This is a genomic window from Collinsella sp. AF23-2 (assembly GCF_003459245.1).
Lineage (GTDB): Bacteria > Actinomycetota > Coriobacteriia > Coriobacteriales > Coriobacteriaceae > Collinsella.
Map to the genome: position 1 here is coordinate 1 of NZ_QRVG01000011.1, position 13,769 is coordinate 13,769.

A 13,769-nucleotide genomic window follows, 5' to 3' on the forward strand; every position below is an offset into this window, starting at 1 on the left:
ATTGCCAGACCGGAGGGGCGCCGGGGGCGGGAATCTGGGTGCACACATTTCCTACACAAATGAGAATGGGGCCCTCTCTGTGAGAGCCTAGAAAGAACAGGGCCGCGGCTCCCCTATTAGAGCGGCCCTTCGGTTTTCCAACGGTTAAGCTTCGGCCGCATTAATGGCTGTATACCCATTAGAAATGGGACATAGCAGCGTTAATGAGTTCAAAAACGATTAGTCCAATAAGAGCCGCTGCGGCAAACTTGATGGCATTCGCAAGCTGTGGATGCTCATAAGCCCAGCCCGTCCTCGTCTCTTCGCTGTCCGCCTTCTTTCCGTCCAAGAAGTCGGATATCTCTTGATACGTCACCAAATCATTCTTCTTCTTGATATGTTCCGCTGCAAGCGCGCAGCACATTGCGCCAGCACCAAAGACGCCTGCCAACACCATCGTCGGAACGCACTGGACCATCCCCCACCCGTGGTTTTGTTGCCACATGAGCCAGGCCATAGAGACGGTAAACGCAAGAAGCCCAGCCAACATCCCCGCACCCAAGCGATAGAGCGTGCCCCTATCGCGTTCAACCCTTTCTCTAATTATTGAAATGTCGCCTTTAACAAGCTCGTCAATCGTTACATCCAGTTGTTCAGACAGCAGTAGGAGACTCTGGATGTCGGGGTACGTTTTACCGCGCTCCCAATTACTGATGGTCTGACGTGTTACAAAAATGCGCCTTGCAAGATCCTCCTGGGACAAACCAGCATCGAGTCGATACTGTTTAAGGCGTTTTGGCAGCCGCATGGCGTTCCCTTCGAATGCATTTCAACTCTTATTGGGCGGCTACACAACAGAAGCCGGCAAGCAAAGCGTAATCCCAAAATCAAACCCATAAGGATGGCTGAGCGCAGATTAGAGTGTCAAAAATCTTTGACACATACGCTACCTGCTCTTTCTTGCAACTCGGACGCTATCGAATTGATCGGTTTGGCTACGTCCCAAATCGATCACATCCCTAATCAATCAAAAAGGGGCGCTTCCGGATTGGAAGCGCCCCTTTAAGATGCAAGAAGCAATTAAGCCTCGAGAGCCTTCTTGGCGATGGTAGCCAGCTCGTTGAAGGACTCGATGTCCTCGTAAGCCATCTGAGCCAGGACCTTGCGGTCGAGCTCGATGCCGGCAACCTTCAAGCCGTGCATGAACTGAGAGTAAGAGATGTCGTTCAGGCGAGCAGCAGCGTTGATACGAGTGATCCAGAGAGAACGGATCTCGCGCTTCTTGTTGCGGCGATCACGATACTGATACTGCAGGGAGTGCTGGACCTGCTCTTTAGCATGCTTGTAAGTACGCGAAGCGGCACCGTAGTAACCCTTCGCACGGTGCATAACGGTACGGCGCTTCTTCTTGGCGGCAACAGCGCGCTTAATACGTGCCATGTTCTATCAACTCCTAGACGGTTAAACGAAAAACGGGAACGCGAACTTAGGCGAGACGCGACTTGATGACCTTGCGGTCGGCAGCGGCGATCTCGGTCTCCTGACGGAAGCCACGCTTACGCTTGGTGGACTTCTTGCTCAGGATGTGGCTCTTGAAAGCCTTGGCGCGCATAAGCTTGCCGGTACCAGTCTTGCGGAAACGCTTCTTGGTGCCGCTGTGGGACTTCATCTTAGGCATGAAATACTCCTTAATCGGTTACAGAACACTAGTTACTTGGTATCGCTTGCCGCTTTATCCTCATCGAAGGCGCCCTTAATCGGGGCGAGCAGCATAAGCATGTTACGGCCTTCCATCTTAGGCTTGGACTCGACCGTAGCGTAAGGCTTGAGATCCTCGGCGAGACGCTCGAGAACGTTAAGGCCCTGCTCCGGGTGAGCCATCTCACGGCCGCGGAACATGATGGTGATCTTAACGCGTGCGCCCTTCTTGAGGAAACGCAGAACGTGGCCCTTCTTGGTCTCGTAGTCGCCAACGTCAATCTTGGGTCGGAACTTCATTTCCTTGACCTCGACCTTGGACTGGTTCTTACGAGCAGCCTTGGCCTTCATGGCCTGCTGGTACTTGAACTTACCGTAGTCCATGACCTTGCAGACCGGCGGCTCCGCGTTGGGAGCGATCTCGACCAGGTCGAGACCCTGATCGTCGGCGACGCGCTGGGCATCGCGGATGGCGAACAGGCCGAGCTGAGAGCCATCGACGCCAATCAAACGGCACGAAGATGCAGTGATCTCGTCGTTGATGCGGGTGTCATCAGACTTAGCTATTTTCCCTACCTCCATTCATAAAAAAATAACCCGGCGCTTCTCAGCAACCAGGTCGTACACATAGACATCCTCGATTTGAGGAAGTGAATCTAAGTTGTATGACCAGTCAGCTGCTCATTGGCGCCAAAAGGTGGGAACCCTCGGGTTCCTCTTTAGGGCATTGCGGTAACAACGCCTTCTGGATAATAACACGCGCAGCGCGTTATCACATTACGTACACGAAAAAGGGGGCCGCAACCCCCTTGAACGCTCACTTGCATGTATGGTGCCCGAGGCGAGACTCGAAGGGCCTTCGCTTCGCGAAGCCCCGGGCTTCGGGCGCACGGCGCCCTCGCCACGCTCCGCTACAAACAGGCCACAGGCCTGTTTGCCTAACGCTCCGCGCGCTCACGCGAGTTCGGCACGAAAAAGGGGGCCTTGACCCCCTCGAACGCTCACTTGCATGTATGGTGCCCGAGGCGAGACTCGAACTCGCACGTTGTTGCCAACGGTGGATTTTGAGTCCACTGCGTCTGCCAATTCCGCCACTCGGGCACGTAATGCGTGAGTTAGTTTATCACAGCTTTCTACCGATTAGTCCGAAAATGGAACTTCGAGCATTTCGATGAGTTCGACCGTGCGGAGCATCTCACGCTGACGGCATCCGCGACCGCCGACCGAAGCCTCACCCATCTGGTTATCGTAAGGGTCCTCGCGCATGCCGTCGAAAGAGGGCTCAAACTCTGCCTGGAATCGATTGTTGGCCACCATACGCCACGGGTCGAGATTGCCAAAGTAGTGACGGCGGCGCCACTCCTCCCCCATCCTGCGAGCAGAAGATCCAAATGACACATCGGCGTTGAGCCAACCGGTCTGCGGCGTATAGAACTCTGCCCAGTCGTGCGACCCCACCGAATCGGGCGCAACGTACAGGCCGCTCTGCCAACGGGCGGGCACGCCCGCGATACGGCACATGGTGATAAACGTGAGCGCCATAACGCCGCAATCGCCGCGGAGCGAATGCGCGCAGTCATCGGCAATAGATCCCAAAAGCAAGTACGGCGGCTGATAGCGATAGTCGATATGCTGCGTCAGGTAATCATAGATAGCACGGGCGCGATCGAGCGGATCCTCGAGTCCGTCAACAACACCGGCCGTCAGCTGCAGCAGATACGGCGTGAATGCAATGTGCGGACGGTCCTCGGAAATATCCTCGGGCAGAGGCGCGTCCATACGCGGATGAACCGGAAGTGTGCCACCGTAGACATCACAATAAGCAGCATCGATGTGATAACGATAGGTCACCGAGAATGAGCGTTCACTCGAAGAAGACCACGAGGCGGTACGTGCCGAAGCGTTCGCGGGAGCAACAGCACCCTCCGGCGTCATGTCGAGAATCTCGACCCGAGACTGCTGGCGGCAGGTGGCGGCAACGGGAAGCCAAGCGCGAACGGTCTCCCCCTCTAGAGCGCCGGGGACAGACACAGACGCTTTAAGCGTAATGACGCGAGCCAATCCGTTTTGCGACTCCATCTCCTTGAGCATCTCGTTGCGCAGTGCAATTCCGTCCGTAGGATCGGGACGCATGCCGGGAACCTCTTTGGGATATACGCGAAGCGAATCGAGGAAGTTGTCGAGAACGAACAGCTCGCCATCGATAAAGCGCCAGTCAATACGCTTACGGTCAATCAGATCGTCAAACTGCTCCTCGGTAAACTCAGGCCACTCCTCGCGAATCATCGCAATGGCCCGATCACGCGACACCGAAAAATGAAGCGGCGTCTCGAGCATGCGATACCGCTCTGCACGAACACAAGCAGCCAGCGAAGGCTCAGGGTTCTGCTCCAAAAGGCGATCGCAGGCAGCAACAGCCTGCGTCAAATACCCGGCATCCTTAAGACGAAGAATCTCGGGTGGCAGTCCAATATCGAGATGGCGAAAATCATCACTGCAAACATCAACAGAGCAGCCAACAGGACCCTCGTCAATAACCTTCCCATCCGAAGGCAGCACATTAATAACAGCCATACCAAAACTCCAAGTCACTAGAACGCTTGAAGCCCATTGTAGCGAGATAAAAAGAAAGCCCCAACAAGGGAGCCATCAACACCGCTGAACGGTAACCATATAACTAAAATCAGACCAGTAACCCTGTAGCAAGTTAACAAAGGAGGCCCCGTTTCCCCGGAGCTGATTCCGTCGCGCGACTTCTGGCAAAGCCAGTAGCCATCTTAATTCAGACTCGTAACCCTGCGGCGTTAAACGAAGGAAGCCCCGTCCCCCGGAGCTGTTTTCTTGGCGCGACTTCTGGCAAAGCCAGGTGAGCGCAAAGGAAACAGTGTAGGGGGACGGGGCTTCCGGCGGGAAGTTTAGCGACGCTTACGCCTTGTTGACGGAGCCAAACTCCTCCATGAGCTCCTTGGTGCGGGCAACGATGTTGTCGCGACCAGGCTTGAGGAGCTTGCGGGGGTCAAAGCCCTTGCCCTGCTGATCCTTGCCAGCCTCGATGTACTCGCGGACGCCCTTGGCGAAGACGAGCTGCAGGTCGGTGTTGACGTTGATCTTGGAGATGCCCAGGGAAATGGCCTTCTTGATCTGATCCTCGGGGATGCCGGTGCCACCGTGCAGGACGAGGGGCAGGTCGCCGGTCTGAGCCTTGATCTCGCCCAGACGCTCGAAGGAAAGGCCAGCCCAGTCGGCGGGATACACGCCGTGGATGTTGCCGATGCCGCAGGCGAGGAAGTCGACGCCCAGGTCAGCGATCTGCTTGCACTCAGCAGGATCAGCGAGCTCGCCGCTGGAGGTCACGCCGTCCTCGGTGCCGCCGATGCCGCCAACCTCGGCCTCGATGGACATGCCCTTGGAGTGGGCAAGCTCAACGAGCTCCTTGGTGCGGTCGAGGTTAAGCTGGAAGGTCTCCTCGTGAGAGCCGTCATACATGATGGACGTGAAGCCGGCCTCGATGCACTTGAAGCAGTCCTCGTAAGAACCGTGATCGAGGTGAAGGGCGACGGGAACGGTAACGCCCGTGGCCTCGACGGCAGCCTTGACCATGTCGGCGCAGACCTTGAAACCGCCCATCCACTTAGCGGCACCAGCGGTGCACTGAAGGATCAGCGGAGACTTGGCCTCCTCGGCGGCCTGGAGAATAGCCAGGGTCCACTCGAGGTTGTTGGTGTTGAAGGCACCGAGAGCGTACTTGCCGGCCTCGGCCTTCTTGAGCATGTCTGCTGCGTTGACGAGCATAAAAGAAACCTCCTGTAAGGTTGCTCCGATAACGCCTGAGATTTTACCACGGCATACCCAAGATAAACGTTCGTTTGTTCACGAATATGGGTACTTTAGCGATTTTTTATACCGCCTGCCGCCTCAGAACGGCCGTTGACGAGTTTGGGGGGTTGACGTTATTGTCAACCCCCCAAATACCAACCAGCTATACGATCACCAAAGACGCGAGCTCAAGCATGATGGGCATGGCGACGAGCGACAGAATCGTGGACAGCGTCACCAAACCGATTCCAAACTTATAGTTGCCGCCGTATTTCTCGGACAAGATGGCCGCGAACGATGCGACAGGTGCACCGAGAGCGATAAGCATCGTGAGGCGAACCTTGGCATCAATCCACGGGAAGAGCGCCAATATGCCAACAACGATCGCCGGGATGATGACGAGTCTCACCAAGCTAACGAGATAGGCCTTTTTGCTCGTAACGACAGCGCGCATATCGCTCTGCGCCAAATAGGCACCAAGCACAAGCATCACAAGGCCCGTATTGAGCGCACCCAGGTCATCGAGAATCGTCGCCATCAACGCGGGCGGATGGATTGAAAAGAAAAAGCAAACAAGACCAATCAAGATCATGATGAGATTGGGGTTAGTAATGCAGTTCTTAAAGGACATCTGGCTCTTATCACCCGAAACCAACCATACGCCATACGTCCAAATGAAAAACGTGAGGCATGAGACTCCGATGGAGAGGTAGAAGACGTACTCGGACCCGAACACGCCCATAACAATGGGAACCCCGATAAAGCCGCTGTTGGAGAAGATGGCACCGTAACGGGCGACACCATCCTCCTTTTTAAAAAACAGACGCGTGAGCGGAATCGAAATTAGTGTGACCACAACGGTAAGCACAAAGCAAAATCCCGCGTCGCGGATCATGTTGGGTTCGAAGTCGACCATAAGGGTTCTCAGCGTAATGCAGGGATACGCCACATAGATGACCACATTGGCCATCTGGCTCGTGCCCTTGCGGTCGATAATCTTCATGCGGTAGAGAAAATAGCCGATCGCCATCAGGATAAACATGATGACGATCTGACTGATAAGCGCGGCAACCGCTCCTCCCATTACAGCTCCTCGCCGTTGGTCTCAATAACCTTCTTGTACCAGTAGAAGCTCTTTTTACGCGAGCGCTCCATAGTACCGGTGCCGTCATCGTGCTTATCGACATAAACAAACCCGTAGCGCTTGGCCATCTCTCCATCGGCATTGCTCACCAGGTCGATGCAGCCCCAAGGCGTGTAGCCCCAGACCTCAACACCATCCTTGATGGCCTCGGCCATGGCCTTGATGTGATCGCGCAAGTACTCGATACGATAGTCGTCGTCGATGGATCCATCCGGATTGACCTCGTCGCAGCAGCCGAGGCCGTTCTCAACCACCATAATGGGAATTTGATAGCGCTCGTACACCTGGTTGAGCATGATACGCAGACCCATAGGGTCGATTGGCCACTCCCATGCAGTCTCCTTGAGGTAAGGATTCTTGGCGCCCCCGAGAAGGTTACCGCTCGTCTCCTCGGCAGGGTCAGTGCTTGCGCACTGGCTCTGATAGTAGCTGTGCGTATAGAAATCGACCGTACCCTCTTTGAGAATCTTACGGTCCTCGTCGGTGATATCGAGCGTCACGCCCTCCTCGTCCCAGATGCGCTGGGCAAAGTAGGGGTACTCGCCGCGCACTTGGACATCTGAACAGTAGTAGTTGCGATACTGGTTACGCTCGCGGGCAAGCTCGACGTCCGCAGGATTGGGCGTGAGCGGATAGGCCAGCATGTAGGCAATCATACAACCCATCTTGTTGTCGGGGTCGATCTCGTGCCCCGCCTTGACCGCAAGAGCACTTGCGACAAACTGATGGTGCAGCGCCTGCAAACGCTTCTGCGGGTCATCTTTCTGATGGCGAAGGTCAAAGGAGCCCGGATTCAGAATGCCGAGACTCATGTAGTTGCCAAGGGACATCATGCCGCAATTGATCTCGTTGAACGTGAGCCAGTAGCGACACTTGCCCTTGAAATGCTCCATGACGGTCTTGGCATACTTCACGTAGCAGTCAATAGCCTCGCGCGAAGCCCAGCCATCGACTTTCTGGCACATGGCAAAAGGCATCTCGTAATGACTCAGCGTCACGAGCGGTTCGATGCCGTACTTATGGCACTCGTCCATCACGCAATCGTAAAACGCAAGGCCAGCCGCGTTGGGCTCATCTTCGAATCCCGTTGGGAAGACGCGAGGCCAGTTCATCGAGAAACGAAAGACCTTGAATCCCATCTCGGCGAGCAAGGCGATGTCCTCTTTGTAGTGATGGTAGAAATCGACACCATCGTGACAGGGATAGAGCTTGTTGGGGTCGAGCTCGGGCGTGATCTCGCGCGGGTGGTGATGGTTGCCGTTAGTGGCCATATCCATGCAACTCGGACCCTTGCCGTCTACGTCCCAGGCTCCCTCGAACTGATTGGCAGCAGTCGCGCCGCCCCAAAGAAAGTCTTTTGGAAAAACACCCATGGTCGTCCTCTTTTCTATAGGAAACGGGCCGTCATCGCGACGGCCCTCACACTTGTTGAATGAAAGCTAGTCGAGGTCAGCACCGTTGGTGGCGATAACCTTCTGGTACCAATCGAAGCTCTTCTTCTTAGAGCGTGCATAGGTACCGTTGCCCTCATTGTCGAGGTCAACATAGATAAAGCCGTACCGTTTGTCCATTTCGCACGTCGACATCGAGACCAGGTCGATGCACCCCCACGGGGTATAGCCCATCACGTCGACACCTTCCTCGATAGCAGCGCCGATGGCCTTAATGTGCTCACGGAAGTAGTCGATGCGATAGTCATCGTCAATCGTGCCGTCTTCGTTGACCTTATCGTAGGCGCCAAGACCGTTCTCGACGATAAAGAGCGGCTTATGGTAGCGGTCCTGCATATCGATCAACGCGTAGGTGAGGCCATCGGGGTCGACCTGCCAACCCCAGTCAGAAATGGGCAGGAAGGGGTTCTTGACGCCGGTAGCAAGGTTTCCTCCGACTTTCTCGCGCTTGTCCGCATCAATGGAGTCAACCATCGACATGTAATAAGAAAACGAGACGAAGTCGACCGGATACTGCTTGAGAATGGCCTCGTCACCCATGCCGAACTCGACGTGGATGCCCTTGCGCTTCCAATAGTTGAGCACATGCTGCGGATACTCGCCAAGTACCTGGACATCGCTATAGAAGTAGTTATCGCGGTTGTCCTTCTGCGCAAGCAGCATGTTTTTGGGATTGCAGTTCTCGGGATAGGTGAGGGTGCGCGTGACCATGCAGCCCATCTGAGCACCGGGAACCATCTCGTGCAGCATCTTGGTGGCAAGGGCGCTCGCCACAAACTGATTGTGCACGCACTGGTAGATAAGCTCCTCGCGCTTATCCTCGGGATAACGCTCGGTGCAAACGCCGATCGTGGTCCAGGGGTGGCGGAACACAGAGTCGATCTCATTGAATGTGAGCCAATAGGTAACGTACTTTCCAAACTCGCGGAAGCAGACTTCGCAGAAGCGCAAGAAGAAGTCGATGACTTCGCGCTTGCCCCAACCATCGTAGTGGTTTGCCAAATAGAGCGGCATCTCGTAGTGGTGAAGCGTCACAAGTGGCTCAATGCCCGCATCCTTCATGGTGCGGAACAGGTCGCGGTAGTAGTCGATGCCGGCCTGGAGCGGCTCTTCCTCTGTACCCGTGGGGAACAGGCGAGTCCACTGGATGGATACGCGCAGCGTCTTGAAGCCCATCTCCTGGAAAAGCGCAATGTCCTCCTTGTAGCGATGAAAGAAGTCGATGCCGTGACGCTTGGGGTACACGTGGATATCGGTCGAAGCCTCGGCCTCCTTGATCTGTTCGTCAGTGATGCCGTGAAGGGCCGCGTAGTCCTTTTTGTCGACCTTGGGCTTATAGGTGGTGCAGTCGGCGACCGAAAGGCCCTTGCCATCCACATCCCAAGCACCCTCGCACTGGTTGGCGGCAGTGGCACCGCCCCACAAAAAGCCTTCGGGGAACACGTAGCTCATAGTTATCTCCTTAGTTAAAAAGAGGGGCACGGCGCTCCCGTGCACCGCGCCCCTCGAAGTTACAGGCATATTATCGGACAGCCGATAGGTGTAGCCATTAGGCCTGAGCAGCCTCTTCCTGCTCCTTCTTGGCCAGCTTGCTGTTGGCGAGGACGAAGGGGATCCAGATAAGGACGCCCACGACGAGCTCGACGACCTGGACCACAACACCCTGCCAGCCATGGCCAACAAAGGCATTAAGCAGGATGGGCACACCAAAGGGCACGTCAACGGTGTTGCAGGGAAGGAAGCCGATAGAGGTGGCGAACATGGCGATGGCGACGCAGATACCGGAACCAAAGGCAAACGGAATCGCGTAGATCGGGTTCAAGACCAGAGGGATACCGAAGACGACGGGCTCGGAGATGCCGCAGATGCCAGGCAGGAAACCGAGCTTGGCGATAGCCTTTTCCTCATCGCGCTTGGAGCACAGGAAAATAGCGATGATGAGGCAGAGGGTCATACCGGCGCCACCGGGAGCAACGAAGCAGTTCCAAAAACCCATGGTGAACGGAGAATCGGGCATGGTGCCAGCGGCAAGGGCGGCGGTGTTGGCGGCGATTGCAGCATTGAACATGGGGTTGCGCACCGGGGAAACAATGAGACCGCCATGGATACCGAGAACCCAGAAGAGCTGGGACACGACAACGATGATGACAACGCCAGCCGGAGTCTTGAAGGCCGCCTCGAGCGGAGCCTGCATAAGGCCGTAGATCCAATCGTTGATATAGGAGCCGGTAAGGGCCTGGAAGCCAAGGCCGAAGATAGCGCTCACGACGAGGACAATAAAGACCGGGATCATAACGTTGAAGGACTGGGAGATACCAGAGGGAACCGAAGGAGGCATCTTGATCTTGATCTGGTCGATCTTAGAGAGCCAGCAGAAAAGCGAACCGAACACAACGGCCGTGATCATGCCGACAAAAAGACCCTGAGCGCCCATCTGAGTGGTAAGAAGACCAGACACCGGAGCCTCGAGAGCCGTGCCGGCACCGTCGACCTTGATGGAGGTGCAAATCATGGAGATGTAGGCCGCCACGGAGACGAGCGCCGTCGGATACTCCGGAGCCTTCTTGGCACGGGCCAGGTAAAGGCCAATCAGGAAGGTGATGGGCACCGTCATGAAGGACATGGTGCAGTAGTTGATAGCGGAAAATGCCGGCTCAAGCCCCGCGAGCGCGGGCACCCATTGTGCAAGCCCCGTCGTGGTGGAAGAGACCAACGTCTTGAGCAGCGTGCCCATAGAACCCACGATAACGAAGGGCATAAACGCGGTAAAGGCATCCTTAATTGCGGAGAGATATACGTTGTCGCCTACTTTTTCTGCGACAACCATCATCACATCTTCGAATTTCTCGGAGAAAGCCATATGATGTACCTGCTTTCGAAAGTTAATGACGTGCTTTCGGATGTAGACCGCTGTCGAGTGCTAGTCGCACAGCGGCGATTTTGGGCTATTGAGCCCTTATGCCTTGGCGACCAGGTCCTCCGCCTGCTTGAGGACCTTGGCGCCATCGCAGCTGCCGTAGGCAACCGGATCGATTACGGCAACGGGAGCTTTGCCGTCAACGACTTTGGTGAGCTTGCGCTGAAGATGGCGGACCTGCGGGCCAAGCAGCAAAACGTCAAAGTTTCCGAGTTCCTCGGCAACCTGGCCTTGCTCGACGGCCCAAATCTTGTAATCATCCTTGCCCTGGGCCTTAGCGGCCTCCTCCATCTTGCTCACAACGAGCGAGGTGCTCATACCAGCACAGCAAGCCAACATGATGTTCATAACGGACTCCTTTCAAAAGCGCTCATCTTGGGCGCCCGATTGACCAAACTCGGTATTTTAGGGCTACTTGCCCTCGTACTTATCGCGATAAAGCTCGATAAAGCGCTCGGCAAAATCACTCGCCATGATGGCCATCGTCAGATGGTCTTCGGCATGGATCAAGATGATGTTGATATCGACGGTATTGCCGTTCGCTTCAGCCTGAGTGAGCTCGAACTGCATCTTGTGGGCAGCGCTCATCTCGGACTGCGCCTCGGCGAGCTGTTTCTCGGCCTCTTCGAAATCGCCATCATGGGCGGCGTCGATTGCCATGAGCGCGGCGGACTTGGCGTTGCCCGCATGCAGGATGATTTGAAGGGCATTTTCATATTTGCTCTCGTCCATCGGTGTCTCCTTCTACTCGTTGTTGTCTGTTTTTCCATACATATTCAAAAGCTTGACGACGGTCTCCCATCGTTGGTTGTCGACAAGCTCCTGGATAGCCTCTTTGCTGGTAAGCATCTTGGCCATACTGCGGTAGAAACGGTCAAGCTTCTTGTCCTTAGCCTTTGAGACTGATACTAGAAAGACCGCCCGCACCGCTTGCCCGTTCCATTCGACCGGCTCGCGCAGCAGTCCAACGCAAACAAACGTCTCGTCCGTCACGGCCTTGACCGAATGGGGCATGGCGACCTGATTGCCAAAACTCGTCTGCGCGAGTTCCTCGCGACGCATGACCAGCTGCTTAAACTCGTCAGGCACGTTACGCATGGCGGCGACCTGCTCGCATAGAATTGAGATGACCTCGTTCTTGTCTGCAGCGACCATATCGGAGACAAAAAGGTCAGCCGAAAAATAAGGTGCAAGGTCACCGGTAACATTTGCACCGGCAAGAATCTCACGAACATCGTGCATATCATCGGCATCGAGAAAGAAGCTCACCTCGCGCACGGGCACCGGAAGCGCTCGATGCAGGGGCACCGTGGTAAAAACGTAATCGATACCCGTCATATCAATACTGTCGACATGGGAGGCATCGCAGGTCACAATCTTGTCCACGAGAGCACCGAACTCTTGGCGGTATCGGTACTCAAGGAGCTTGGCGCTTCCCTGTCCGCTCGCGCACACTACGAGGATATTCTTACGCGGGACCTCGCTCTTCTGGCGCTCAAGCGCCAAGGCGAAGGCGAGTGCGATATAGCCGATCTCGTCATCCGAAAGACGACTACCGTAGTGCTCGGCAAGGATGACCGACGAATCGAGTGCCATCGAATACGCGAGCGCGAATCTCTCCTTGATATCGGCAAGCAGCGGATTATCGATATGCATGCGATATTTGAGACGCACGGCAAGCGGAACGATATGACGCGCGAGGTTCATGCGGAGCTCAAGATCGCCGCGAAAATCAAAGTGATAGGAATCCCAGATGCACTCGAGCATCTCAGTGACCACATCCCAAACCTCGTCGGAAATTACGAGACCTTCATCTGCACCGTCGGAACTAGCATACAGAGATTGCTTTCCCGCAAGGTGAATGGCGATGTAGGCAACCTCCTCCTCTGGGAGCCGAATGTCGAAAGCTTTCTCGATACGCAAAGCCACACAACCGGCCACCGCAAACTCGCGCGCTGTACGCAGCTTCTCAATATGTTCGGCTTCGAGCGGGACGTAGCACTGCTCGCGGATTCGCCAAATGGCGACCGCGATATGAACCAGCAAGTTTTGATAGGCCGCTGAGTTGATTTGGAAGCCTTCCTCGGCAATGACCTCATTCACACAGGTGGCAATCGTGTCGAGGGTCACCTGGTTCTGAGAATCGCTCTCACGATGCTCTGCAAGCTTGTCGAGCGTAATGCTTGCCAAGCAGAGGCGACGCGACATCTCCGAGCCGCTCACGCGAATCCCGTAATGAGGACGCCGTTCAAGCTTGAGATCGAACTTGGCCAGCTGTGCCTCAACCCGCTTGAGATCGCCTGAAATAGCATTGCGGGATACATAGAGGATCTCCGAAAGATCGTCCAGGGTGATCCAGTCGACGCGACTCAACAGGTCGTTCAGCAAGTACTCAACGCGCCCCTCGCTCGTAGAGGGAATTGACTTGAGACCCCCATTGGATGCATCGTCCTTGATCGAGCGGTATGCGTCGCAATCGCTGATATTGAGGGTATAACCCCCGCCACGGTGTTTATGGATATGGGCCTGAGGCTCGAGGACAGCGTTGAGCTTCTTGACATAAGTACGAATCGTGCGATCGCTCACGCCAAACTCTTCGCAAAGACGAGCGGGCGAAACATCGTGATTAGCCTCTATGTAGTCAAGTACTTTTTGAACCTGTGAATCTAACACCAACGTTTCACCTCCCCGTATCTATCTGACAATTAGAAAGATACAAGGTTTATGAAAGGTGTTCCACAATCCCGATTTCCCCAGAAGTCGG

Annotated in this window: 13 protein-coding genes and 1 tRNA gene; all 14 read right to left on the bottom strand. The window is 55.3% G+C overall.

Translation table 11 applies throughout. The features are described from left to right. Nucleotides 1–178: 178 nt before the first annotated feature. Complete coding sequence (locus DWY03_RS05740; protein ID WP_117840142.1) at nucleotides 179–787, bottom strand: helix-turn-helix transcriptional regulator; 609 nt, start codon at nucleotides 785–787, stop codon at nucleotides 179–181. Nucleotides 788–1,059: 272 nt separating this feature from the next. Continuing rightward, a complete protein-coding gene (gene rplT, locus DWY03_RS05745; protein ID WP_006234421.1) occupies nucleotides 1,060–1,419 on the bottom strand; it encodes a 50S ribosomal protein L20 in 360 nt (119 codons plus the stop codon). A 46-nt stretch (nucleotides 1,420–1,465) separates the two neighbouring features. Next, nucleotides 1,466–1,657: a 50S ribosomal protein L35 gene (gene rpmI, locus DWY03_RS05750; RefSeq protein ID WP_006234422.1), complete on the bottom strand. Its 192-nt coding sequence runs from the start codon at nucleotides 1,655–1,657 to the stop codon at nucleotides 1,466–1,468. Nucleotides 1,658–1,689: 32 nt separating this feature from the next. After that, nucleotides 1,690–2,259 (bottom strand): translation initiation factor IF-3, encoded by a 570-nt coding sequence (infC, locus tag DWY03_RS05755; protein ID WP_006234423.1) that lies wholly within the window; start codon nucleotides 2,257–2,259, stop codon nucleotides 1,690–1,692. A 432-nt stretch (nucleotides 2,260–2,691) separates the two neighbouring features. Continuing rightward, nucleotides 2,692–2,778: transfer RNA gene (locus DWY03_RS05760), tRNA-Leu, on the bottom strand. Nucleotides 2,779–2,817: 39 nt separating this feature from the next. Next, nucleotides 2,818–4,251, bottom strand: a complete 1,434-nt coding sequence (locus DWY03_RS05765; RefSeq protein ID WP_117840143.1) for a transglutaminase-like domain-containing protein — start codon at nucleotides 4,249–4,251, stop codon at nucleotides 2,818–2,820. A 351-nt stretch (nucleotides 4,252–4,602) separates the two neighbouring features. Beyond that, nucleotides 4,603–5,469 (bottom strand): class II fructose-1,6-bisphosphate aldolase, encoded by an 867-nt coding sequence (gene fba, locus DWY03_RS05770; RefSeq protein ID WP_117840144.1) that lies wholly within the window; start codon nucleotides 5,467–5,469, stop codon nucleotides 4,603–4,605. Between the two features lie 187 nt (nucleotides 5,470–5,656). Next, nucleotides 5,657–6,577, bottom strand: a complete 921-nt coding sequence (locus tag DWY03_RS05775; RefSeq protein WP_117655166.1) for an AEC family transporter — start codon at nucleotides 6,575–6,577, stop codon at nucleotides 5,657–5,659. Then, nucleotides 6,577–8,010, bottom strand: coding sequence for a glycoside hydrolase family 1 protein (locus DWY03_RS05780; protein WP_117736935.1), 1,434 nt, complete (start codon nucleotides 8,008–8,010; stop codon nucleotides 6,577–6,579). The genes DWY03_RS05775 and DWY03_RS05780 overlap by 1 nt, the downstream gene beginning before the upstream one ends. A gap of 66 nt (nucleotides 8,011–8,076) precedes the next feature. After that, the gene (locus DWY03_RS05785; RefSeq protein ID WP_117655168.1) at nucleotides 8,077–9,540 is read right to left on the bottom strand and encodes a glycoside hydrolase family 1 protein; all 1,464 of its coding nucleotides are present in this window, start codon (nucleotides 9,538–9,540) and stop codon (nucleotides 8,077–8,079) included. Between the two features lie 97 nt (nucleotides 9,541–9,637). Continuing rightward, on the bottom strand, nucleotides 9,638–10,948 hold the full coding sequence (locus DWY03_RS05790) for a PTS sugar transporter subunit IIC (RefSeq protein WP_117655169.1): 1,311 nt from the start codon (nucleotides 10,946–10,948) through the stop codon (nucleotides 9,638–9,640). 96 nt (nucleotides 10,949–11,044) lie between these two features. Further along, the gene (locus tag DWY03_RS05795; protein ID WP_117655170.1) at nucleotides 11,045–11,353 is read right to left on the bottom strand and encodes a PTS sugar transporter subunit IIB; all 309 of its coding nucleotides are present in this window, start codon (nucleotides 11,351–11,353) and stop codon (nucleotides 11,045–11,047) included. Between the two features lie 63 nt (nucleotides 11,354–11,416). Then, nucleotides 11,417–11,737, bottom strand: coding sequence for a PTS lactose/cellobiose transporter subunit IIA (locus DWY03_RS05800; RefSeq protein WP_117655171.1), 321 nt, complete (start codon nucleotides 11,735–11,737; stop codon nucleotides 11,417–11,419). Nucleotides 11,738–11,749: 12 nt separating this feature from the next. Then, entirely contained in the window at nucleotides 11,750–13,678 is a 1,929-nt protein-coding gene (locus tag DWY03_RS05805; RefSeq protein WP_117840169.1) for a transcription antiterminator, read from the bottom strand. Between the last annotated feature and the right edge of the window lie 91 nt (nucleotides 13,679–13,769).

What these genes read in the sequence shown, in the direction of transcription:
- fba (WP_117840144.1), bottom strand. Translation starts at nt 5,469, where the DNA reads ATGCTCGTCAACGCAGCAGACATGCTCAAGAAGGCCGAGGCCGGCAAG.
- DWY03_RS05740 (WP_117840142.1), bottom strand. Translation starts at nt 787, where the DNA reads ATGCGGCTGCCAAAACGCCTTAAACAGTATCGACTCGATGCTGGTTTG.
- DWY03_RS05775 (WP_117655166.1), bottom strand. Translation starts at nt 6,577, where the DNA reads ATGGGAGGAGCGGTTGCCGCGCTTATCAGTCAGATCGTCATCATGTTT.
- infC (WP_006234423.1), bottom strand. Translation starts at nt 2,259, where the DNA reads ATGGAGGTAGGGAAAATAGCTAAGTCTGATGACACCCGCATCAACGAC.
- DWY03_RS05780 (WP_117736935.1), bottom strand. Translation starts at nt 8,010, where the DNA reads ATGGGTGTTTTTCCAAAAGACTTTCTTTGGGGCGGCGCGACTGCTGCC.
- DWY03_RS05800 (WP_117655171.1), bottom strand. Translation starts at nt 11,737, where the DNA reads ATGGACGAGAGCAAATATGAAAATGCCCTTCAAATCATCCTGCATGCG.
- rpmI (WP_006234422.1), bottom strand. Translation starts at nt 1,657, where the DNA reads ATGCCTAAGATGAAGTCCCACAGCGGCACCAAGAAGCGTTTCCGCAAG.
- DWY03_RS05785 (WP_117655168.1), bottom strand. Translation starts at nt 9,540, where the DNA reads ATGAGCTACGTGTTCCCCGAAGGCTTTTTGTGGGGCGGTGCCACTGCC.
- DWY03_RS05790 (WP_117655169.1), bottom strand. Translation starts at nt 10,948, where the DNA reads ATGGCTTTCTCCGAGAAATTCGAAGATGTGATGATGGTTGTCGCAGAA.
- DWY03_RS05795 (WP_117655170.1), bottom strand. Translation starts at nt 11,353, where the DNA reads ATGAACATCATGTTGGCTTGCTGTGCTGGTATGAGCACCTCGCTCGTT.
- DWY03_RS05765 (WP_117840143.1), bottom strand. Translation starts at nt 4,251, where the DNA reads ATGGCTGTTATTAATGTGCTGCCTTCGGATGGGAAGGTTATTGACGAG.
- rplT (WP_006234421.1), bottom strand. Translation starts at nt 1,419, where the DNA reads ATGGCACGTATTAAGCGCGCTGTTGCCGCCAAGAAGAAGCGCCGTACC.